Genomic DNA, 20,321 nt, shown 5'->3' with positions numbered 1-20,321 from the left:
CGCATGCACGTGCCCGTCCAGGCTATCGACCGCGAGATCTGGCGCGACGGCGCCACGTCCGAAGGAACACGGCTGATCCCCGAGGAGACGCCGCTGGCGCTGACCTACAATGGCGGCACCTATGCCGTGATGATGGGGACGCCGCAAAACCTCGAGGATTTCGCCGTCGGCTTCAGTCTGGACGAAGGCATCATCAAGTCGGTCGACGACATCAAGTCGCTCGAGGTGGTCCGCCTCGACGACGGCATCGAACTCAGGATGTGGCTTGCACCGGAAGATGCGGCACTCATCAGCGAGCGTCGTCGCCACGTCGCGGGTCCCACCGGCTGCGGCATCTGCGGCGTCGAGTCCATTGCCGAAGCGGTGCGGCCCGCGGCGGTCGTGCCGCAGGGGCAGACCTTCACGCCGGAAGAAATCATGGCGGCGATGCAGGCGATCGCGCCGCTGCAATCGATCAACCTGCAGACCCGCGCCGTTCACGCCGCTGCGTTCTGGTCTCCTGCCGGCAACATCGTGGCGTTGCGCGAGGACGTCGGCCGCCACAACGCGCTCGACAAGCTCGCCGGCGCCCTGGCGCGCAGCCGCACCGATGCAAGCGGCGGCATGGTGCTGCTGACCAGCCGCGTCTCGGTCGAGATGGTGCAGAAGACCGCTGCGATCGGCGCGCCGGTGATGGTCGCGGTGTCCGCGCCGACCGCGCTCGCGGTGCGCACCGCGGAAGCCGCGGGCATCACGCTGATCGCCATTGCCCGCCAGGACGGGTTCGAAGTGTTTTCGCATGGCAGCCGGATTGTCGCCCGCCATGCCACGGAGGTTGCCGATGTCGCCTGACCGCCTGATCTACATGGCCAACCAGATCGGCAAGTTCTTCCAGAGCCAGGGCCATGACAAGGCCGTGCCGGGGATCGCCGAGCACATCAAGAAGTTCTGGGATCCCCGGATGAAGCGCGCGATCTTCGCCCATCTCGATGCCGGCGGCGCGGGCCTGGAGCCGAACGTGCGCGAAGCCCTCACCGCGCTGAAGCTGACGACGTCCCTTCCAGCAGCGCTCTGAACACGCGCCGCACCTCGCTCTGGGTTTCCTTCACACGCGCCTCCAGCGAGGAGAAGTCCGGCGCATCGCCGGCGCGCGCCATGACGCGCTGCAGATCGGTGCCGGCGGTTTCCGGCTTGAAGCGGTCGCTGACGCAGAGCCGCAGGATCTGCGTCAGATCGTGATAGAGCCGCACTGCTGCGCGCAGGATCTCGGTCTCCGATTGTCCGAGCACGCCGAGCCTGCAGGCATTGTCCAGCACCTGCATCGTGCTGACGTCGAGTATCTCGGGCTTGTCGTGGGCATGCACGAGCTGGAGATATTGCGCGATGAAGTCGATGTCGATCATGCCGCCGGCGGCATATTTGAGATCCCAATAGTCGGTCTCGCCCTTCTCCTGGCCGATCGCGCCGCGCATGTCGGCGACGTCGTTGGCGATGATCGCGTGATCGCGGCGGCGGGTCAGGACATCGCGGATGACGCGCTCGATGCGTTCCCGGAATTCAGGTGACGCCGACACCACGCGCGCGCGCGTCAGCGCCATGTGCTCCCAGGTCCAGGCCTCGTTGGCCTGGTAGTCGGCGAAGGAGGCAAGGCTCGACGCCACCGGGCCGGCGCGCCCCGACGGGCGCAGCCGCATGTCGATCTCGTAGAGCACGCCGTAATTGGTGCGGGTCGTGAAGGCGCTGATCAGGCGCTGGGTGAAACGGGCGAAATAATGCGCGCCCTGCAGCGATTTCGGCCCATCGGAGTCCGGGTTCTCGCTGTCGAAATCGTAGAGCAGGATCAGGTCGAGGTCGGACGAGGCCGTCATCTCGCGGCTGCCGAGCCGGCCCATCGCGATGATCGCGGTCTCCTGCCCCTTGATCCGGCCGTGCTGGGCGGCGAAGCGGTCGGCGACGAGACCATGCACGGTGTGGACGATACCTTCGGCGACATCGGCAAAGGCCGTGCTCGCCTGCTGCGCCGAGACGGTGCCGGACAGAATACGTGTGCCGATCAGGAACAGGCTCTCCTGCCCGAACAGGCGCAGGCGATCGAGGAACTCCTCGTAGGAGGCGGCGTCCTGCACGGTCGCAGCTAACCGCCCCGACAATTCCTGCCGGTCGGGCATCGCGCCGAAGAAGCGTGGATCGATCAGGCCGTCCATCAGCTGCGGCTGCCGCGCCAGCATCTCGCCGAGCCTGGGCGCTGCGCCCAGCACCAGCGCCACCAGCGCGACGAGATCGCGGTTCTGGCCGAGCAGCGTGATCAGCCGGCCGCCGCGCTGCAGCGCCCCGAGGAAATGATCGAACGCCACGACGGCGCGATCCGGCTCCTCGGCATGTGCGAGACCGTCGATCAGGGCCGGCACGAATTCGATGAAGGCGCTGCGCGTCGCCTCATTGCGGAAGACGCGATAGTCGCCGGTGATCCAGTCGCGCAACGTTTGCGCGACGGCGGCGGGCTTCTTGAATCCGAGCGTCGACAGATGCTGGAGCAGGCGCGGGTCATCGGGACCCGCACTGTAGTCCAGGGCCGGCAGCTTGGCCGTGCCGGTCGGATCATCGCCCTCGAACAGTTTTTCGTAGTGGCCCTGGACGATCTCGAGCTGCCGCAGCAGGTCGCGCGCAAACGCCTCGCGATCGGGATAACCGAAGAAGCGGGCAAAGCGCTCGACCGCCTCTTTGTCGTCGGGCAGCGCATGGGTCTGCTCGTCGGCGACCATCTGGAGGCGGTGCTCGACCCGGCGCAGGAATTCGTACGCCGTGGTCAGCTCATCACGCGCGTCAAAGGTGATCCAGTTGCTGGTCGCGAGCACGTCGAGCGCCCTGAGCGTCGGCCGCACCCGCAATTGCGGATGGCGGCCACCGGCGATCAGCTGCTGGGTCTGCGCGAAGAACTCGATCTCGCGAATGCCGCCGCGGCCGACCTTGACGTTGTGGCCCTCGACCGCAACCTCGCTCTGGCCGCGATAGGTCTGCATCTGCCGCTTCATGTCGTGGACATCGGCAAGCGCGGCAAAGTCGAGGTGCTTGCGCCAGACGAACGGCGCGATCTCGGCGAGCAGCGCCTCGCCTGCCCTGGCATCGCCGGCACAGGCGCGCGCCTTGATCATCGCGGCGCGCTCCCAGGTGCGCCCTTCCCGCTCGTAGTAATTCAGCGCCGCGTCGCGCGAGATCGCCACCTGCGTCGAGGACGGATCGGGGCGCAGGCGCAGATCGACGCGGAAGACGTAGCCGTCATAGGTGCGCTGCTGCAGAATCCGCGCCATGCCCTGCGTCACGCGGACGAAGAACGGCTGCGGTTCGATGTCGGGCGCGAGCGTCGTCGCATCGGGATCGAAAAACACGATGAGATCGATGTCGCTGGAATAGTTCAGCTCGCCCGCCCCCATCTTGCCCATCGCGAGCACAATCAGGCCGCAGCCCTCTTCCGGTGCCTCCGGATTGGGCGGCAGGATCTTTCCACGTGCGGCTTCCTGCCGCAGCTGATACTGCAGCGCCGCCTGCACCGAGGAGACCGCGACGTCGGTGAGCGCCGCCGTCACTTGCATCACCGGCCAGACGCCGCCGATGTCGCACAGCGCGGTCAGCAGCGCGGCCTCGGCCTTCATGCGGCGAAGCAGCCGCATCACCTCGGCCTCGTCGGATGCCGCGAACACCGCGCCCCTTGCCTCAGCGATCAATGCAGCGAGATGCGCATCCGGATCGCATTCGAGCAGCCGGATCAGGCGCAGCGCATCGGCGCGCACCAGATCGAACAGATAGGGCGAGAATTCCGCGATGCCGGCCAGGATATTCCGGGCGAAGGGATGAACCAGCAACACTCCGAGACGGGCCGATTGTGCCGGCTCGAGCTCGGCCAGCCAGTTTTCAAGACGGCGTTCGTCGGTTGTGGAAGCGACAATATGGGGAGCCTCCGCGAAGCGTGCGGCCAGACTCTCACCATGCTTGTCCGCGTTTCCCGGCGCGGAGTGGTTCATGCCACCTTCTGTGGCACATCCGGTATTGGCGGAGCAACCCTGTCGCCCGCGCCCGTGCGCGCCGGCAGCACCAGCGTGGCGACGAGGCCCGGATGGGCATCGCCCAGTCGCAATTCTCCGCCATGCAGCGTCGCAACAGCCGAGGCGAGGCTGAGGCCGAGCCCGGAGCCCGGTAGCGTGCGGCTCGCTTCCAGCCGGACGAATCGTTCGACGGCATGTTTGCGGTCGGCTTCGGGAATGCCGGGGCCGCGATCGGTGACGCTGAGCAGCACCTGATCGCCCTCGCGCTTCGCCTCGATGGTGATCTGCCGCGCGTCCATGCTGACGACGGTTCCGCCGGCCTGCGCGACCGGCTTGCCGTATTTGATGGCGTTCTCGACCAGATTGGCGAGCGCCTGGCTGATCAGCTCGCGGTTGCCGTGAACCGGCGTCGGATCGGCCTTGACCTTCAAGGTCATGCCGTCGTCCTCGGCCAGCGGCTCGTAGAGCTCGTGGATGCCGCCCGCGACCTCCGCGGCATCGAAATCATCCATGTTGCCGCGCGCCTGCCCGGATTCGGCCCGCGCGATCATCAGCAATGCGTTGAAGGTACGGATCAGCCCGTCGGATTCCTCGATGGTCCGCTCCAGCGCGGCACGGTAATCGGCCTCGCAGCCCGATTTCGCCAGCGCCTCCTCGGCGCGGTTGCGCAAGCGCGTCAGCGGCGTCTTGAGATCGTGGGCGATGTTGTCGGAGACTTCCTTCAGCCCCGCCATCAGCGCCTCGATCCGCTCCAGCATGGCGTTAAGGTTTTCCGCGAGGCGGTCGAGTTCGTCGCCGCTGCGTCCCACGGGCAGGCGCCCGCTGAGATCGCCGGTCATGATGCGCTGCGCGGTGCCGGTCATCGCGTCGATGCGCCGGAGCACCCTGCGCGCGACGAAGATGCCGCCGCCGAGGCCGAGCACGACGACGATCAGGATCGACCATTGCGCGGCCTTGGCAACGATGCCGAACAGGCGTCGCCGCTCTGCGAGGTCGCGGCCGATCAGCAGCCGGAAGCCGTTTTCGAGCTCGGTGACGCGCACCAATGCACGATGATCGCGGTCATCGGCATCCTCGATGCGGCGGTAGGCGGTCTCGGACCAGCCGCGCGTGGCCATCACGCCGGGCGCCAGCGAGCCGACATTACCGGCGATCGCCTGCCCCGTTGGCGTGGTCACGAGATAAAGGTTGGCGCCCGGACGCAGCGCGCGGTACTCGATCGTTCGCACGAGGCCGACCAAGCCGCGGCGATCATAGATCTCGTTGATCTCCGAGGTCTCGGCATTCACCGTCTGCGTGATTTCCTCGGTGATCAGCCGCCGCGTATTCCAGGCGAAATAGCCGAGCAGCGAGGCCGCGAACATCGCGAACAGCAGCAGATAGACCAGCGTCAGCCGGAACGCCGTGGTGCGGACGAGTTTACCGAATGCCGTCACGGATCATTTACGGCACTGGCAGAACGGTAAATTCAAAACCATTTTCCTCGCCGTCCTCTCAGGGGGTGGTCCTTTTGGCAAGCGGCCACAATGCCTTATCGAGCTATCGCGAACCGCACCGTCTTGTCATGATAAAGGCAGAAGGGGCCCCTCTCTACTTAATTCTGTGCAATCTCGCGGGCTGCCTGGGTCTGCTTTCGGAGCTGGAGCCGACCTTGGGACGGCGGATTGCTTGATCCCCGTTTTTGACCCTTCGCGGGCGTCCATTGATGTAGATCAACCAGACCGCGGCGCTTCGCTTCTTGGCTGGCTCGTCCACTGTCCCTTCTCCGTCCTTGAAGGAAATGGGGAACATATTCCGCCGCAGGAAAGCAATTGCTCGCCACTGCAGGGGTAACCAGGAGGAAGATCATGACGAAGCATTTGTCATCGCTGGCTGCGGTCTTGTCGGGCCTGATTTTCATGGTCCCGACATCGGTGCCGAGCGCGGCTCAATCAATTTCTGCCGACGAGGCACAGGTCATCGCCGCGGAAGCGTATGTCTATTTCTATCCGCTCGTGACGATGGACGTGACACGCAAGCAGCTCATCAATTCCGATCCCAAAGCCGGCGGAATCGGCGGCCCGCCCAACACGTTCGACAATATCCAGGCCTACCCGACCGCGGACATGAGGGCAGTGGTGCGGCCCAATTTCGACACGTTGTATTCGAGCGCCTGGCTAGACCTGACGCAGGAGCCCATGGTCGTTTCGGTTCCTGATACCGGTGGCCGCTATTACCTACTGCCGATGCTCGACATGTGGTCCGATGTGTTTGCATCGCCGGGAATGCGCACGACAGGCACCAAAGCGGCCAATTTCCTGGTCGTGCCGCCGGGCTGGAATGGAGACGTGCCGGCGGGCTTCACGCGCATCAATGCGCCGACGCCCCATGTCTGGGTCATCGGTCGCACCAAGACCGATGGACCCGCCGACTATGCCGCAGTTCACGAGGTGCAGAAGGGCTACAAGATCACGCCGCTGTCTGGATGGGGCAAGCCCCCGGTCGCCGTTACACAAACCATCGATCCCAGCGTCGACGTCAAAACGCCGCCGAAGACGCAAGTCGACACGATGGCGGGGGATAAGTTCTTCGCTTATGCCGCGGAGTTGCTCAAGATCAACCCGCCACACATCACCGATGAGCCGATCCTCGCGCGCATGAAGCGGATCGGTTTCGAGCAGGGCAAGAGCTTCGACATAGCCAAGGTTGACGCAACGGTACGGAAAGCCATCGACGGCGCACCGGCGCAGGCGCAAAAGCTGATGGCATGGAAAGTCCCGACATTGGCGCGCGTCGCAAACAACTGGTCCATGAACACAGACACGATGGGCGTTTACGGGACCTATTATTTGAAGCGCGCGATCGTCGCCCAAGTCGGACTCGGTGCCAATCTGCCGGAGGATGCGATCTACCCGGGTAGCGTTGGCGATGAAAACGGCAAGCCGCTCGACGGCGCAAACAAATACATCATCCGCTTTGCCAAAGACGGACTGCCACCGGTCGATGCATTCTGGTCGATCACCCTGTATGACAACGAAGGCTTCCAGGTCGCCAATCCAGTCAATCGCTTTGCGGTAAGCAGCTGGATGCCGTTCAAGCGCGACGCCGACGGCTCGCTGACGCTCTATTTCCAGAATGAAAATCCCGGCAGCGATCGCGAAGTCAACTGGCTACCCGCACCCAAAGGTCCGTTCAACCTCACCATGCGTCTCTATGCGCCGAAGTCGGACGCGCTGACAGGCGTGTGGAATCCCCCGGCCATCAACCGGATCGATAGTGACACCGTTGGCCGGAAGTGACGATAGACGCCGACGCGGCAAGGTCTAGTTGGAGGACCTTGGAGGCGCCGGCGTCTCTACCGAATGCCGTCCCGGATCATGTACCCGGCGCCGCGGATCGTGTGCAGCAGCGGCCGATCGAAGCCCTTGTCGATCTTGGAGCGCAGCCGCGAAATGTGCACGTCGATCACGTTGGTCTGCGGATCGAAATGATAGTCCCAGACGTTCTCCAGGAGCATGGTGCGGGTCACCACCTGGCCGGCATGCTTCATGAGGTATTCGAGCAGGCGGAATTCGCGCGGCTGCAGCGTCAGCTCGTCCTTGCCGCGGGCGACGCGATGGGAGAGACGGTCGAGCTCGAGATCGCCGACGCGATAGAGCGTGTCCTCGGCGGGGCCGCCGCGGCGGCGCGACAGCACCTCGACCCGGGCGAGCAGCTCGGCGAAGGAATAGGGTTTTGGCAGATAGTCGTCGCCGCCGGCGCGCAGGCCCTTGATGCGGTCGTCGACCTGTCCGAGCGCGGAAAGGATCAGCACCGGCGTCGCGTTGTCCTTGTCGCGTAGCGCACCGATCAGCGACAGGCCGTCGCGCTTGGGCAGCATGCGGTCGACCACCAGAACGTCATAGTCGCCGTTCTCGGCCATGGCGAGGCCTTCCTCGCCGTCCGCGGCGTGGTCGGCAATGTGTCCGACCTCGCGGAACGCCTTCACGAGGTAGTCGGCGGATTCGCGATCGTCTTCAATGATGAGGAGGCGCATCGTGCGTTCGGCGGCGGTCAAGGAGGTCAACCTTCTCTAAACATGGCGCGAGCGGCAATCGCATGCAAGCCGAGCGGGAGAGTGTCGAAGCGAGAAAAAGGGCGGGCGGTGAAGCTGGGGGGACCTCACCGCCCTATGCCTTCCGACGGAGGGGGGCGTAATTCCACCGGAAGGTAGGCTGGGGAAGCGAAGTTTACGCTGCTCCCCCGAAGGGCGCCGGCGGCGGGGGCGACTGATGCCGACGACACCCTTCATCACTTGGTTTCCTGGGCCTCCTGAGGCTTACCCCTTGGCGAGGGGGATCGCGACGAAGCGCGACTGGCCGCCGCTCTTCACGCGCATCAGGACGCTGTTCTTGTTGTCGGTCCGCGCCGCGTTGATGGCGTCACGGACTTCGCCGGCGGTGGCCACGCTCTTGCCGCCGACCTCGAGAATCACGTCGCCTTCCTTGAAGCCGCGTTCGGCCGCGGCGCTCTTCGGATCGACTTCGGTGACCACGACGCCTTCCTTGCCGGCGCCGGCCACGGAATTCGCGGGCGCAACGGTCATGCCGAGCTTCGGCACGTCGGTGCCCTTGTTCGCACCCTTGCCGCTGTCCTTGTCGAGGTCGGCCTTGGCCTCGACGGTGTTCGGCAGCTGGCCGAGGGTGAGATTCACGACCTTGTCCTGGCCCTTGTGCAGCACGTTGAGCTTCACGGTCGCGCCGGGCGCCATGCCGCCGATGGTGCGGGCGAGCTCGCGGGCATCCTTGACCGATTCACCGTTGACCGCGGTGATCACGTCGCCGGATTCGATGCCGGCCTTCGCCGCCGGACCGTTCGCCTGCGGCTCCGCCACCAGCGCGCCTTCGGCCTTCTTCATGCCGAGGCTGTCGGCGATGTCGGACGTGACGGGCTGAATCTGCACGCCGATCCAGCCGCGGCTGACCGAGCCCTTGTCCTTGAGCTGGGCCACCACGCTCTTGACGGTGTTGGCCGGAATCGAGAACGCGATGCCGACGCTGCCGCCGGAGGGCGAGTAGATCGCGGTGTTGACGCCCATGACTTCGCCGTTGGTGTCGAAGGCCGGACCGCCGGAATTGCCCTTGTTCACGGGCGCGTCGATCTGGATGAAGTCGTCATACGGGCCGTTGCCGATGTCGCGGCCGCTGGCCGAGACGATGCCGGCGGTGACAGTGCCGCCGAGACCGAAGGGATTGCCGACCGCGAGCACCCAGTCGCCGATCCGCGGCTTGGCGTCGGCAAGCTTGGCGAACGGGAAATTGGAGCTGCCCTCGACCTTGATCAAAGCGAGGTCGGTGCGCTGGTCGGTGCCGATCACCTTGGCGGTGTAGGTCTTGCCATCATCGGTGGTGACCTCGACCTTGTCGGCGCCGTCGACCACGTGGTTGTTGGTCACGGCAAAGCCGTCAGCCGAGATGAAGAAGCCGGAGCCCTGGCCTTGCACGACGCGGCCACGGCCGCCGCCCTTCAGGCCGGGAATGCCATCCGGACCGCCGAAGCGGCGGAAGAAGCGCTCCATCGGCGAGCCCGGCTGGAACGGTGACTGTGCGTCGTCGCCATCATCGTTGCTCGCGGTCTTCTCCTTGATGTTGACCTTCACCGAGATCACCGACGGCTTCACGCGCTCGACGATGTCGGCGAAACCGACCGGACGCTCGACCTTGCGGACCTCGTTGTTCACCTGCGCATGCGCCGGGCTCGAGAACAGGTCGGCCGGCGACACCGACGGGCTGAAGCCGTAGACGGCGGCGCCGAGGCCGGCGACCACCGAGGCCATCAGCGCGAGCTTGCGCGCAGAGAAGACCGACCGGCGCGGCTGCCGGTAGGGCGGGAGGTTCGAGAGGTCGATACGATCGGTCATGCAGATATCTCCAGGGCCTTGAATTCCTTTTGGTGCCGGATGTCGGGCACCTTGCGGACCTGAAGATGGGGACTCCCGCCTTACCGTGCGCTGGCGGCGGGGTTAAACTTTCGTAATGAAGAGGCGGCGCGGATGCGGCAGTTTAGCGCAGGCCGAAAAGCGTGGCCCAACAGGAACTTAGTCGAGTTCCCGTGACCGGCGCCGAGCGAGGCCTTGGCCGGCCTTAACCGGCCCGGACGCTGACGATGAACTCGTCGACTTCACGCTTCAACGTCTCGGCCTGCTGCGACAGGTCGACGGCGGAATCCCGTGCCTCGTCCGCCATGCGCCCGGTCTCCGCCGAGGTCGAGGTGATCTGGGCGATGTGATTGGAGACGTCCAGGGTTCCCTGTGCGGCGTCCTGCGCGCTGCGGGTGATGTCTCGCGTCGCGGTACGCTGCTGGGCGGTGTCGACCTCGATGCCGGACATGATCGACGAGATCTCCGACAGCGTCTTCGCGATGCCGTCGATCGCGCCGCGCGTCTCCGCGGTGATGCCCTGGATGCTGGCGACATGGGAGGTGATCTCCTCCGTCGCCTTGCTGGTCTGGTGCGCCAGATTCTTTACCTCGGAGGCCACCACGGCAAAGCCCTTGCCGGCTTCGCCAGCCCGCGCCGCCTCGATGGTGGCGTTGAGCGCCAGCAGATTGGTCTGCGAGGCGATCGCCTGCACGAGCTGCACGACCTCGCCGATCTTGTCGGCGGCGCCCGACAGGGTGTGGATGGTGTCGCGGCTCTTCTCGGCCTGCGACGCCGCGCCCTCGGCGCGCTGGGTCGCATCGGTGACGCGGCGGCTGATCGTGCCGATCGAATTCGTCATCTCCTCGGCCGAGCCCGCAACCGTCTGCACGCTGGCGCTGGCCTGGCTCGCGCCGCTCGCCACCGCATTGGCCTTGGTGCTGGTGTCGTTGGCCGTCCGCGACAACGTCTCGGCGTTGCGCTTCAGATGCACGGCCGACGCGGCCACGCTGTCGACCACGCTGGCGACGAGATCGTTGAAGCGCTTGATCCGTGCGTCCAGGAATTTCGACCGCTCGGCCTGGTGCTGTGCCTCATGCAATTGCCGTTCGGTGAGGCGGCGCCGCTCGAGCCCGTTGGTCTTGAACACCTCGAGCGCGCCGGCAAGCAGTCCGATCTCGTTGGTGCCGCCGAGCCCCGGAACTTGTGTCTCGAACTTCTGGTCGGCGACCTCGCGCATGGCATGCACGATCGCCGCCAGAGGATTGAGGATGCCGTTGCGCACCGCGAACCAGGTGGTGAGGCAGATCGCGACAGCTATGACCGCGATCACGCCGCAGGCGATCAGGAACCAGGAGAACGCGGTCTGCGCCTGCTGGTAGATCTGCATGGCATGGTCACGCGCGGGGCCGCTCAACGCGGCGAAGTCCGACGACAGGCTGGTGATCTCGTTGTTGAGATAGAGCACCGCGATGAAGCCGGTGCCGCCGCCGATGCCCAGCAGGAACAATAATGCAGCGACGACGGCGCCAACCAGGAAGCGGATCGTCAAATTGCTGTTCGCGAACATCTCGAGGACTCAGAGGCTGGAATCGAATCTCGCGACAAGCTTCCAGACAAAGGTCAATAGAGGATGAAACGCACAGCGACCGACAGGCTACGTATCATTACGTAGGTCAGGACGACTTCGCATCATCGGACATCAGGGCGGCGAGCCGCGCCTCTTCCTCCGCAGTGAGCGGCGGAGCCGGTACGTCTGCACCGCTTCGCGCGCGGCGGCGGATTTGCAGCCACAGCGCCAGGCCGCCGCCGATCAGCAGCAGCGGCGCGAGCAGCCACAACAGAATGGTCTGGCGCTCGAAGCGCGGCTTGAGCAGCACGAACTCGCCGTAGCGCGCGACCAGGAAATCGAGCACCTGCGAATTGCTGTCGCCGGCCGCAATGCGCTCGCGCACCAGGAGGCGCAGGTCGCGCGCCAGCGGCGCATCGGAATCGTCGATCGACTGGTTCTGGCAGACCATGCAGCGCAGCTCGCGCGACAATTCGCGCGCGCGGCCCTCCTTCACGGGATCCGACATGATCTCGTCGGGCTGCACGGCGTACGCCGCGGGCGAAGCCAGCAGCATCAACGCGACGAACGCGGCCATCATCCGGCGCATCGGATCACTCCGCCGGCTGCAGGCGCTGCTTGGCCCGCGCCGGCTTCGGCGCGCCGACCCGCAGACGCCGGTCGGACAGCGACAGCACGCCGCCGAACGCCATCAGCACCGGCCCCCACCAGATCAGCAGCACCAGCGGCTTGTGATAGATGCGCACGGCAATCGCGCCTTCGGCATTGGCGTCGCCGAGCGAGATGTAGAGCTGGCTCGCGCCGCGCGTCAGCAGCGCGGCCTCCGTAGTGGAGGAGCCACGCGTGGTAAAACTGCGCTTGGACGGCGTCATGACGCTCAGCATCTCGCCGTCGCGGCTGACGTTGAACTCGGCGATCATCTCTCGGTAATTCGGACCCTGGCGCTGGAACAGGCCGTCGAGCTTCACGTCGTAGCCGGCGATGTGGGCGACCTCGTTCTGCTTCATGGTCGCGATATATTCGCTGTTCCAAGTGGTCTCGCAGACGATGCCGATCAGCGCGACGCCGAGGCCGGCATGCGCGAACGCCGTGCCCCACGCCGAGCGCGGCAGGCCGCGGGCGCGATGCAGCGCCGTTGCGAACGGCAGCCGCACGAGGCCGGTCCGCTCGACGATATCAGTGACCGCGCCGGCAATGACGAAGATGCCGAGCCCGATCCCCAGCGGCGCCAGCGTAGCGCCGCCATTTGCCCAGCCCCAGGCAATGGCGATTGCGACAAGGCCTGCGACGCCCGCTGCAAGCAGACGCTGCGTCACGCCGAGCAGATCGCCGCGCTTCCACGCCAGCATCGGCCCGAACGGCACGGCGAGCAGCAACAGGGCAAACAGCGGAGCAAAGGTGAGATTGTAGAAGGGCGCGCCGACCGACATCTTGAAGTCGGCGAGCATCTCCATCGCCAGCGGATAGAGCGTGCCGAACAGCACCACCGCGCAGGCGACCGTGAGCAGCAGATTGTTCAGCACCAGCGCGCCCTCGCGCGAGATCGGCGCGAACAGGCCGCCCTGCTTCAGCGACGTGGCGCGGCCCGCAAACAGCGACAGGCTGCCGCCGATGAACAGGCACAGGATCAGCAGAATGAACACGCCGCGGGTCGGATCGGTGGCGAAGGCGTGCACGGAGGTGATGACGCCGGAGCGGACCAGGAAGGTGCCGAGCAGCGACAGCGAGAAGGTCAGGATCGAGAGCAGGATGGTCCAGACCTTCAGCGCGTTGCGCTTCTCCATCACCAGCGCCGAATGCAATAGCGCGGTGCCGGCGAGCCACGGCATCAGCGAGGCGTTCTCGACCGGATCCCAGAACCACCAGCCGCCCCAGCCGAGCTCGTAATAGGCCCAGTAGGAGCCCATGGCGATGCCGAGGGTCAGGAAGATCCAGGCGACCAGCGTCCAGGGCCGCACCCAGCGCGCCCAGGCCGCATCGATCCGCCCTTCCATCAGCGCCGCGATGGCGAAGGAGAACGAGATCGAGAAGCCGACATAGCCGAGATAGAGCATCGGCGGATGCACGGCGAGCCCGATGTCCTGAAGCACCGGATTGAGATCGCGTCCCTCGATCGGCGGGTTGGCGATGCGCAGGAACGGGTTCGAGGTCACCAGGATGAAGAGATAGAAGGCGCTGGCGATCCAGGCCTGCACGGCGAGCACATGCGCGCGCAGCGACAGCGGCAGGTTATTGCCGAACGCTGCGACGAGCCCGCCGAACAGCGCGAGGATCGACACCCACAGCAGCATCGAGCCTTCATGGTTTCCCCACACGCCGGTGATCTTGTAGAGCAGCGGCTTCATGGAATGGGAATTCTCGTAGACGTTGGCGACGGAGAAGTCCGAATTGACGTGCAGCATCACCAGCGCCACGAACGACGCACCGACGAACAGCAGCTGCGCCAGCGCGGTGGACCGCGCCACGTTCATCAGCGCGGTATCGTGCAAGCGCGCGCCGATCAGCGGCACGATGGACTGGATCAGCGCCAGCCCAAGCGCCAGCACCAGCGCGTAATGTCCAGACTCCGCGATCAACGAACTGCTCCCTGCGGGTTGCCCTGCGCGGTCGTCGCCGCGGGCGCGGCGCCACCGGAAGCCTGGGTGCCGTAATCGTCCTTCCAGTGTCCCTGCTTCTTCAGGGCATCGGCGACGTCCTTGGGCATGTAGGTTTCATCATGCTTGGCGAGCACGGTATCGGCCTTGAACACGCCATTGGCATCGAGCGCGCCTTCGGCGACGACGCCCTGCCCTTCGCGGAACAGATCGGGCAAAATGCCCTTGTAGGCGACGGGAAGTTTTGCGCTGCCGTCGGCGACCTCGAAGGTCACCGCGAGATTTTCGCCGCGCTGGAGCGAGCCGGGCTGCACCAGGCCGCCGAGACGAAACCGCTTGCCGGGCGCGACGTGCTTCTCCGCCACCATGGTCGGGGTCGAGAAGAACACGATGGAGTCGCGCAAGGCATTGAGCACCAGCGCGGCTGCGAGCGCGAGCACGGCGAGCGAGCCGCCAATGATGGTCATACGTCGCTGCTTGCGCGTCATGGCGTATCCGTTCTCCGCTCGTCTCGCTCTGAAATCATCATCCGTCGAGCCCGAGAGTCTTGAGGCCTTCGTTCAGCTGGCGGAGCCGCTCGGCATCCTTGGCGACCGCTTGGCGGGCGTCGGTCGACGCGCCCATCGCCTTGTCACGATCACCCATCACCAGATAGGCGCGCACCAGGCGCAGCCAGCCCTCGACGTCGTCGCCGTTCTGCTTCAACCGGGTCGCAAGACGCTCGACCATGCCGCGCACCATCGCGTTGCGATCGCCTTCGGCCATGTCCTTGGAAGCCGCGATGGTCTCGTCCGACAGCGCCGGCATCGTGCCGCCGCCGACCCGCGCCAGCGAGGATTGCACCAGCGGCCGCCACGGTGCATCCGCCGGGGCCTTGGCCAGCAGCGCGCGCCAGATGTTGGCGGCATCGTCCTTGCGGCCATCCTGCTCGGCCGCGAGCCCGAGGAAGTAGTTCGCCTTGGGATCATCGGCGTCGAGCGCATGCGCACGCTCGAACTCGGCCTTGGCCTCGGCGGTGACGACGCCGCCGGCTGCGGCCGAGATCGCTTCGCCGAGATCGGACCGGCGCTCCGGGCTCTCGCCATTGTAGGTGAGCGAGTTGCGATAGGCCCGCACCGCATCGTCGAAGCGGCCGAGCCGTTGCAGCACCGGCGCGAGCACGTTCCAGCCGCGCCCATCGGTCGGGTTCTTTTCCAGATGTTGCTCGACCTGCACGACGAGATTCTCAAGCGATCGCGCCATGCCGGAACCGGCCCCGCGTTCCCGCTGCGCCAGCGGAAAGTCCTGAAGCCGCGGCGAGCCGAGCGGCATGTAGACGCCGATCGCGACGAGCGGCAGACCGACGAGCGCCAGCACCGCTGCCGCGCGGCGCCAGTTGAGGCTCGGCGCCGACTTGAGATCCGGCGAGGACTCGCTTCCGGCCGCGGCGAGCAGCCTGCGGCTGATCTCGACGCGCGCCGCCTCGGCTTCGGGCGCCGCGATCAACCCCGCGGCAAGATCACGCTCGATCTCCGCCAGCTGGTCCTTGTAGACCGCGACCTCACTGCCCTGATCCTGCGCGCGTCCGCTGCGGCCAAGCGGCCAGAGCACGGCGAAAATCGCCGCGACCGTCATCAGCGCGAACACGAACCATAACGTCATCTGGCAAGCTTCCGGCAGCGCGCCACCCGCGCCCACAGGTGGCTTTACACCACGGCCGGACGATGCGGCAATTGACAATTGTCAATCCGGCGTGACCGCGCGCTGTCCTGAAACGGTCAAGATCCCAACGGCTTAGCCGATCTCGAAGTCCGCACTCCGCGCGGCATCCTCGCCGCGACCGTTGAAGGCCTTCAGGAAGTACGTTCCCGGCGGAATCGCATCCGGCAACCTGATGCGCACCGCGCCGACCGGAACCGGAGAAGCAACCCTGGTGACCGTCTCAGGCAGTTGCCGGCCGCTCGCCTTCTCGACGAGCACGACCTTCGCGCCGACCATCAGCCGTTGATATTTGGCCACAATGACGCGGTTCTCGATCTCGATGGAGCTGATAATGGATTTCATGCGCCCACAGGTAGAAATTCCAAAAGCTTGCGCAGCGACCGTAGGGCCCGCCACCGGCAGCGTCAACCACAAATTGTGATCACGAAAATATGCGCTTGGATCAGCTCGCGCGCGACGATTTGCGCTCACCGGTCGCAGCGTTCTCCGCAGCGCGGCTCATCAGCGACGCATAGTCATCGCCGAACAGCACCTGGCAGAAGCGAATCGCGGCCTGCACCTGTTGCTGGCGATAGATGCGGACCTTGTGATCGGCGGCGCGCAGCGACTGCACCAGCTGCTCGGTCGAGCGTTCGACATATTGCTGCAGGTCGGAATAGGTGCGCAGCGTCACCTCGTTGATCGCGAGCTCGCTCGCGTAATTACGGCAGGTCGCGACGAAATCGATCAGCGCCGCGGTTTCCTCCACTTCGGTGCTGTCGATCCGCGCCCCCGGCGGAATGTCCTTCTCGGGCCGCTGGCGCAGGATGCGGCGCACGCGGCCGGGAACGCTGTCGATCTCCGATTGCAGCGCATTGGAGATGTCGGCCCGGATCGAGGTCAGCTGCTTGCCCCAGACTGAATCGTTGCGCAGATCGAGCTCGGTGCGCAGGCCGCGCACGCCATCGTGCAGCGCCTTGAGGTTGTCGGCGACGTTGTCGAAATGGCCGCGCTTGATGTCCATGCGCAGGATCGCGGCGACGCAGGACAAATCGTGCAGGGCGATCGTGACGGCGACGCCATAAGGCGTTGCCGCGACGCGGATCTCGTCGTCGGAGGCGGCGATCTTGATGGCGAGGCGAATGATCTGCCACGGCGCGATCATGCGCTGCACGACGATCGACAGCGCGAAGGGCAGCATCTGCGGCGTCTGCAGAACCGGAATGTTGAGCGCCGAGGTCACCGAGGCGATCTGGGGGTCGCCGAAGGCGCGCAAGGTACGCGGCAACTTCTCGTTCAGCGTGGCGATGGCTTCCCGGACCTGGAGCACCGCCCCGACCGAATAGAGATCCTCGATCACGCTGGGTGGGCCGACCCGGGCGAGCGCGCGCGACTTGTCACCACCACCGGGACCGGTCAGCGCGAAGATCGCATCCGCGGCGACGACCTGGAGCTTCTGGGCAAGAGCCTCGACCTGCCCCGCACTGTCAGCCGGCATGCGCGCCAGCGCCGCCTCGAATTCGTTCACCTTGTCCGGGGCGCCGTCACGGCCGAGCCATTGCCAGATCGGCTGGAGCGAGGAACGCCGGATCTGGCCGACCCGGATGGGAGCGCCTGCCTCGACCAGGAACGGTTCCAGCGCCTGGAACAGCAGCCGCGACAGATCGTCGGTGCGCGGCGGCGGGGCGTCGTCGGCTTCGGTCTTGCGGACGATCTTGCGCAGCTGCTCGAGCACGAGGGTGGCCACAGCCGTGTCCTGGCCGCGCTCGAGCGCGCGCTCGAACTCCCGCATCAGCAGCGCCTGCGACTGCGGCGGGAGCTGCGCGAGATATTCCCTCAGCCGCTCGATCGATGTCTGGCTCATGCGCCCGGGTAATGCACGGTAAAATGGCGGACATGGGATGCGTCCGGGCGCGATCATAGGAGGGAGCGCCTTAAGAAGCCGTTGAGGACGTTGGCTCGAATGCCCCCGTTTTGCTCCGGATCGGCGCTCCGCGGGCCCAGTAACCCCTTGGGAACAGAGGATTATATTCCGGGGAGCACCAGTTCGGCCCGCAGGCCCCCGGTCGGCGCGCCGCTGAGGGAGAGGCTTCCGCCATAGAGGGCGGCAAGGTCGGTCACGATGGACAGGCCGAGCCCCGAGCCGGGCTTGGATTCGTCGAGCCGCTGGCCGCGCCGGGAGACCTGGGCCCGCTCCGCCTCCGACAGGCCGCGGCCGTCGTCATCGACGATGATCCGCAGCCGCGGGCCCGCGCCCGCCTGCTGCGGCGCCTCGACCAGCGCCTCGATGAAGACCCGCGAGGCCGCCCATTTGCAGGCATTGTCGACGAGATTGCCGACCATCTCCTCGAGGTCCTGCCGCTCGCCACGGAATTTGGCCGACGGATCGGCCTTGGCCTCGACCACGATGCCGCGGTCGCGGTGGATCTTCTCCATGGTCCGCCGCAGCGCCTCGATCGCAGGCGCAACCTCGGTCACGGTGGCAACGACCGAGACGCGCGCCGCGATGCGCGCACGCTCCAGATGATGGGCGACCTGGTCGCGCATCACGTCCGCCTGCTCCATCACCTTGGCCGCGAACGGCTCCGCGGAATGGGCGCCGGCCTCGTTGACGATGACCGACAGCGGCGTCTTGATGGCGTGAGCGAGATTGCCGACATGGGTGCGGGCGCGCTCGACGATCTCGCGATTGGCGTCGATCAGCGCATTGGTCTCGCGTGCCAGCGGAGCGATCTCGACCGGGAATTCACCCTCGAGCCGCTCGGCCCGGCCCGAGCGGATGTCGGCGATCGATTCCGAGATGCGCTTGAGCGGCGCGAGGCCGAAGCGGACCTGGAACACCGTGGTCAGGAGCAGCACGATGCCGAGAGCGGTGAAGGTGCCGCCGAGGTAGTAGTCGAAGCTCCGCGTCTCGTCGAAGATCTCGGTGTCGTCACCGGCGACACTGACGAGGTATTTGCCGTCGGCGCCGAGGTCGACCGGCCGCTCCACCATCCGCAAATTCTGCCCTTCAGGCCCGTCGACATAGCCGAGCCTGATGCCGGCGGCGGTGAGCTCGGCGCCCTGCTCCTCAAGCTTCGGCAGCTTCTTGTCCCAGAGCGAGCGCGAGGAGCGCACCTCCGGCTTCTCGGTATCGGTGCGCGTGATCTGCCAGTACCAGCCGGACAGCGGCAGCTCGAACAGCGGCTCGCCGAGCGACTGGAACTGGCGGTCCGGCGGCTCGTCCGGAGTGGCGACTTCGGCGATGAGGGTGCGCAGATAGAGATTGAGCCGGCGGTCGAAGGCGCGCTCGGTGGCGTTCTTGTAGACCGACGACAGCACCACGCCGGTGATGGCCAGGATCACCACGAGCCACCCCGTCGCCGACAGGAACAGACGATTGGCAAGTGAGCTAGCAGCCATCGGCAGGGTCCCGGCAGGCGCAGGATATCGGGGCGTCGGAGGTCATGACCGGACCAAGGGCCCTGTTCGGCCTCCCGTCAAGCCCGAGACGACCTCAAGCGCCGGGCGCGGGCGGCGGGGTCAGGAGATAGCCGAGACCGCGGACGGTCTGGATGATGTCGACGTCGAGCTTCTTGCGGATGCGGCCGACGAACACCTCGATCGTATTGGAGTCGCGGTCAAAATCCTGGTCGTAGAGATGCTCGACCAGCTCGGTGCGGGAGACGACGCGCCCGGAATGGTGCATCAGGTAGGCCAGAAGCCGATATTCGTGCGACGTCATCTTGACGGGGTTGCCCGACACGCTGACCCGGCCAGTCCTGGTGTCGAGGGTAACAGGGCCGCAGCTCAGCTCGCTCTGGGCATGGCCGGTGGAGCGGCGCAGCAGCGCGCGGATGCGGGCCAGCACCTCCTCCAGGTGGAACGGCTTTGCGACATAGTCGTCGGCGCCAGCGTCGAAGCCCTGCACCTTGTCGCTCCAGCGGTCGCGCGCGGTCAGGATCAGGACCGGCATGGTGCGCCCGTTGCGGCGCCAGGCCTCCAGCACCGAGATGCCGTCCTTCTTCGGCAGGCCGATGTCGAGCACCACGGCATCGTACGGCTCGTTGTCGCCGAGATAGTGTCCCTCCTCCCCGTCGAAGGCGCGGTCGACGACATAACCGGCGTCCGTCAGCGCTTTGGTGAGCTGGCGATTGAGATCGGGGTCGTCCTCAACAACGAGCAGGCGCACGCTTCTCTCCAGAAATAGACCGCATGAACACCGCTCCAGATGAGCAATTCCGGCGTGAACTGAATATGAACGCCGGGAACCGCCGACGTTACTTTTTGGTCATATACGATTTCTCGTGCACCAATGCGACTGCGCCCGCCGCGCGGCCGGACGAACCGGCGGCATGGCGGGCGCAATGTGCCGCGTTACGCGGCGATCAGGAAGGCCCGGAGCGTTCCGGTCGGGGCCGTCAGGTCCGGAAGAACACGAACCAGATGACGGCGAGGATCAGGATCGCCAGTCCGGTCGAGATGGCGAGCAGCGCCGCCACCGACGGGCCGGGCTCGCCCTGGCGCGCCTCGGTCGGAGTTTCGACGATCTGGCGCTGCTCTCGCGTGGTTGCCATGATGCCCTCAATCTCTGGATGCTGCCC

General features: G+C 66.0%; 17 protein-coding genes. 3 read left to right on the top strand and 14 right to left on the bottom strand.

The genetic code is table 11. From position 1 onward, the window contains the following. The first annotated feature begins 3 nt into the window (after positions 1 to 3). Complete coding sequence (gene fdhD, locus XH79_RS32370; RefSeq protein ID WP_271584296.1) at positions 4 to 831, top strand: formate dehydrogenase accessory sulfurtransferase FdhD; 828 nt, start codon at positions 4 to 6, stop codon at positions 829 to 831. Then, positions 821 to 1,054 (top strand): formate dehydrogenase subunit delta, encoded by a 234-nt coding sequence (locus tag XH79_RS32365; RefSeq protein WP_271584295.1) that lies wholly within the window; start codon positions 821 to 823, stop codon positions 1,052 to 1,054. Before fdhD ends, XH79_RS32365 begins: the two co-directional genes overlap by 11 nt. Here the strand turns inward: XH79_RS32365 and XH79_RS32360 are convergent. Together XH79_RS32360 and XH79_RS32355 are read right to left on the bottom strand one after the other, a co-directional pair. Then, positions 1,011 to 3,998: a bifunctional [glutamine synthetase] adenylyltransferase/[glutamine synthetase]-adenylyl-L-tyrosine phosphorylase gene (locus tag XH79_RS32360; protein ID WP_271584294.1), complete on the bottom strand. Its 2,988-nt coding sequence runs from the start codon at positions 3,996 to 3,998 to the stop codon at positions 1,011 to 1,013. The two genes, XH79_RS32365 and XH79_RS32360, sit on opposite strands and share 44 nt — an antisense overlap. Next, positions 3,995 to 5,455 carry a sensor histidine kinase gene (locus XH79_RS32355; RefSeq protein ID WP_271584293.1) on the bottom strand — a complete coding sequence of 487 codons (1,461 nt, stop codon included), beginning with the start codon at positions 5,453 to 5,455 and terminating at the stop codon, positions 3,995 to 3,997. Before XH79_RS32355 ends, XH79_RS32360 begins: the two co-directional genes overlap by 4 nt. A gap of 411 nt (positions 5,456 to 5,866) precedes the next feature. Between XH79_RS32355 and XH79_RS32350 the strand changes: the two genes are divergently transcribed. After that, positions 5,867 to 7,297, top strand: a complete 1,431-nt coding sequence (locus tag XH79_RS32350; protein ID WP_271584292.1) for a DUF1254 domain-containing protein — start codon at positions 5,867 to 5,869, stop codon at positions 7,295 to 7,297. A gap of 56 nt (positions 7,298 to 7,353) precedes the next feature. Here XH79_RS32350 and XH79_RS32345 read toward each other — a convergent pair whose 3' ends face one another. The 12 genes from XH79_RS32345 to XH79_RS32290 all read right to left on the bottom strand — a co-directional run bounded on the left by XH79_RS32345 (position 7,354) and on the right by XH79_RS32290 (position 20,294). Beyond that, positions 7,354 to 8,034, bottom strand: a complete 681-nt coding sequence (locus XH79_RS32345) for a response regulator transcription factor (protein ID WP_080136885.1) — start codon at positions 8,032 to 8,034, stop codon at positions 7,354 to 7,356. 282 nt (positions 8,035 to 8,316) lie between these two features. Beyond that, complete coding sequence (locus XH79_RS32340; protein WP_212343969.1) at positions 8,317 to 9,897, bottom strand: Do family serine endopeptidase; 1,581 nt, start codon at positions 9,895 to 9,897, stop codon at positions 8,317 to 8,319. Positions 9,898 to 10,120: 223 nt separating this feature from the next. Continuing rightward, complete coding sequence (locus tag XH79_RS32335; protein ID WP_271584291.1) at positions 10,121 to 11,464, bottom strand: methyl-accepting chemotaxis protein; 1,344 nt, start codon at positions 11,462 to 11,464, stop codon at positions 10,121 to 10,123. Positions 11,465 to 11,570: 106 nt separating this feature from the next. Further along, the gene (locus XH79_RS32330) at positions 11,571 to 12,053 is read right to left on the bottom strand and encodes a cytochrome c-type biogenesis protein (RefSeq protein WP_271584290.1); all 483 of its coding nucleotides are present in this window, start codon (positions 12,051 to 12,053) and stop codon (positions 11,571 to 11,573) included. Between the two features lie 4 nt (positions 12,054 to 12,057). Then, a complete protein-coding gene (locus XH79_RS32325) occupies positions 12,058 to 14,040 on the bottom strand; it encodes a heme lyase CcmF/NrfE family subunit (RefSeq protein ID WP_271584289.1) in 1,983 nt (660 codons plus the stop codon). Next, complete coding sequence (gene ccmE / locus XH79_RS32320) at positions 14,037 to 14,546, bottom strand: cytochrome c maturation protein CcmE (protein ID WP_271584288.1); 510 nt, start codon at positions 14,544 to 14,546, stop codon at positions 14,037 to 14,039. The genes XH79_RS32325 and ccmE overlap by 4 nt, the downstream gene beginning before the upstream one ends. Before the next feature lie 37 nt (positions 14,547 to 14,583). Next, complete coding sequence (gene ccmI / locus XH79_RS32315) at positions 14,584 to 15,699, bottom strand: c-type cytochrome biogenesis protein CcmI (protein WP_271584287.1); 1,116 nt, start codon at positions 15,697 to 15,699, stop codon at positions 14,584 to 14,586. A 132-nt stretch (positions 15,700 to 15,831) separates the two neighbouring features. Further along, positions 15,832 to 16,101, bottom strand: coding sequence for a hypothetical protein (locus XH79_RS32310; RefSeq protein ID WP_212343960.1), 270 nt, complete (start codon positions 16,099 to 16,101; stop codon positions 15,832 to 15,834). 100 nt (positions 16,102 to 16,201) lie between these two features. Then, positions 16,202 to 17,602 carry a hypothetical protein gene (locus tag XH79_RS32305; protein ID WP_271584286.1) on the bottom strand — a complete coding sequence of 467 codons (1,401 nt, stop codon included), beginning with the start codon at positions 17,600 to 17,602 and terminating at the stop codon, positions 16,202 to 16,204. Positions 17,603 to 17,763: 161 nt separating this feature from the next. After that, positions 17,764 to 19,140 carry a sensor histidine kinase gene (locus XH79_RS32300; RefSeq protein WP_212343957.1) on the bottom strand — a complete coding sequence of 459 codons (1,377 nt, stop codon included), beginning with the start codon at positions 19,138 to 19,140 and terminating at the stop codon, positions 17,764 to 17,766. Between the two features lie 94 nt (positions 19,141 to 19,234). After that, positions 19,235 to 19,909 carry a response regulator transcription factor gene (locus XH79_RS32295; RefSeq protein ID WP_011085905.1) on the bottom strand — a complete coding sequence of 225 codons (675 nt, stop codon included), beginning with the start codon at positions 19,907 to 19,909 and terminating at the stop codon, positions 19,235 to 19,237. A 229-nt stretch (positions 19,910 to 20,138) separates the two neighbouring features. Beyond that, positions 20,139 to 20,294: a hypothetical protein gene (locus XH79_RS32290; protein ID WP_018315820.1), complete on the bottom strand. Its 156-nt coding sequence runs from the start codon at positions 20,292 to 20,294 to the stop codon at positions 20,139 to 20,141. Between the last annotated feature and the right edge of the window lie 27 nt (positions 20,295 to 20,321).

Origin of the sequence: Bradyrhizobium sp. CCBAU 45389, assembly GCF_028128625.1 — a bacterium.
In the GTDB taxonomy this organism is placed as follows: domain Bacteria; phylum Pseudomonadota; class Alphaproteobacteria; order Rhizobiales; family Xanthobacteraceae; genus Bradyrhizobium; species Bradyrhizobium liaoningense_B.
Note: the sequence above shows the minus strand (reverse complement) of the source record. Positions and strands in the feature narration are given on the sequence as shown.

What these genes read in the sequence shown, in the direction of transcription:
- XH79_RS32365 (WP_271584295.1), top strand. Translation starts at nt 821, where the DNA reads ATGTCGCCTGACCGCCTGATCTACATGGCCAACCAGATCGGCAAGTTC.
- XH79_RS32330 (WP_271584290.1), bottom strand. Translation starts at nt 12,053, where the DNA reads ATGCGCCGGATGATGGCCGCGTTCGTCGCGTTGATGCTGCTGGCTTCG.
- XH79_RS32300 (WP_212343957.1), bottom strand. Translation starts at nt 19,140, where the DNA reads ATGGCTGCTAGCTCACTTGCCAATCGTCTGTTCCTGTCGGCGACGGGG.
- fdhD (WP_271584296.1), top strand. Translation starts at nt 4, where the DNA reads ATGCACGTGCCCGTCCAGGCTATCGACCGCGAGATCTGGCGCGACGGC.
- ccmI (WP_271584287.1), bottom strand. Translation starts at nt 15,699, where the DNA reads ATGACGTTATGGTTCGTGTTCGCGCTGATGACGGTCGCGGCGATTTTC.
- XH79_RS32290 (WP_018315820.1), bottom strand. Translation starts at nt 20,294, where the DNA reads ATGGCAACCACGCGAGAGCAGCGCCAGATCGTCGAAACTCCGACCGAG.
- ccmE (WP_271584288.1), bottom strand. Translation starts at nt 14,546, where the DNA reads ATGACGCGCAAGCAGCGACGTATGACCATCATTGGCGGCTCGCTCGCC.
- XH79_RS32350 (WP_271584292.1), top strand. Translation starts at nt 5,867, where the DNA reads ATGACGAAGCATTTGTCATCGCTGGCTGCGGTCTTGTCGGGCCTGATT.
- XH79_RS32310 (WP_212343960.1), bottom strand. Translation starts at nt 16,101, where the DNA reads ATGAAATCCATTATCAGCTCCATCGAGATCGAGAACCGCGTCATTGTG.
- XH79_RS32335 (WP_271584291.1), bottom strand. Translation starts at nt 11,464, where the DNA reads ATGTTCGCGAACAGCAATTTGACGATCCGCTTCCTGGTTGGCGCCGTC.
- XH79_RS32345 (WP_080136885.1), bottom strand. Translation starts at nt 8,034, where the DNA reads ATGCGCCTCCTCATCATTGAAGACGATCGCGAATCCGCCGACTACCTC.
- XH79_RS32340 (WP_212343969.1), bottom strand. Translation starts at nt 9,897, where the DNA reads ATGACCGATCGTATCGACCTCTCGAACCTCCCGCCCTACCGGCAGCCG.
- XH79_RS32360 (WP_271584294.1), bottom strand. Translation starts at nt 3,998, where the DNA reads ATGAACCACTCCGCGCCGGGAAACGCGGACAAGCATGGTGAGAGTCTG.
- XH79_RS32305 (WP_271584286.1), bottom strand. Translation starts at nt 17,602, where the DNA reads ATGAGCCAGACATCGATCGAGCGGCTGAGGGAATATCTCGCGCAGCTC.